This is a genomic window from Oleiphilus sp. HI0117, from assembly GCF_001635235.1.
On the sequence record NZ_LWGA01000179.1, the window covers coordinates 1 to 757 of the forward strand.

Consider the following 757-nt stretch of genomic DNA (forward strand, 5'->3'; position numbering starts at 1 on the left):
GCGGCTCGTAGCGCCCTAGGCCTCCTTGCCACGACTAGCGGTGCGCAGTGCGCACCCTATAAGGCCCCACACTCCCTCACCACCATAACAGGGTGGTTCGTGTACACCAAATTACGGCGAACCCACTGACCTGTCATTTGCGAAATCGTGCCTAAGCCTGTTCTTCCTTAACCTTTTTCACTAAACTCTCTCCCTCGTTTCTGTACGTCTGCTCTAGCGAGCATTAATTGGTGTACGTTATTTGATTTAAAGAGAGGTTTTATAATGCGATTGGTTTCTTGGAATGTTAACGGTATTCGAGCGGTGATGAAGAAAGACTTTCTCTCCTCTCTCGAATCTATGGAAACAGATGTTCTATGCTTGCAAGAAACCAAAGCCCAGGATGATCAGGTGATGGAAGCACTTAAAGATCTTGAGGGCTATCATATCTACTGTAACTCTGCCGAGAAGAAAGGCTACTCAGGCACAGCTATTCTGACCAAACACGCACCTATTTCTGTCCAATACGATATGGGAATTGAAGAGCACGATCAGGAAGGTCGAGTGATTGCTGCTGAGTATGACGGCTTTTACTTGGTTACTGTCTACACCCCAAACTCTGGTAGTGAGCTTAAACGTTTGCCTTATCGTCAAGAGTGGGACAAAGACTTCAATGATTATTTAAAGAAACTCGAAGAAAGCAAGCCAGTTATCTTATGTGGCGACCTGAATGTTGCGCACAAAGACATCGACCTGGCCCGTCCCAAGCCCAACTACA

General features: G+C 46.6%; 1 protein-coding gene. It reads left to right on the forward strand.

Going from position 1 to position 757, the window contains the following annotated elements; genetic code table 11:
* Positions 1-264 precede the first annotated feature (264 nt).
* Positions 265-757, forward strand: a 493-nt coding sequence (locus A3757_RS02335; protein WP_068739106.1) for an exodeoxyribonuclease III, incomplete at its 3' end; no start/stop codon positions are given.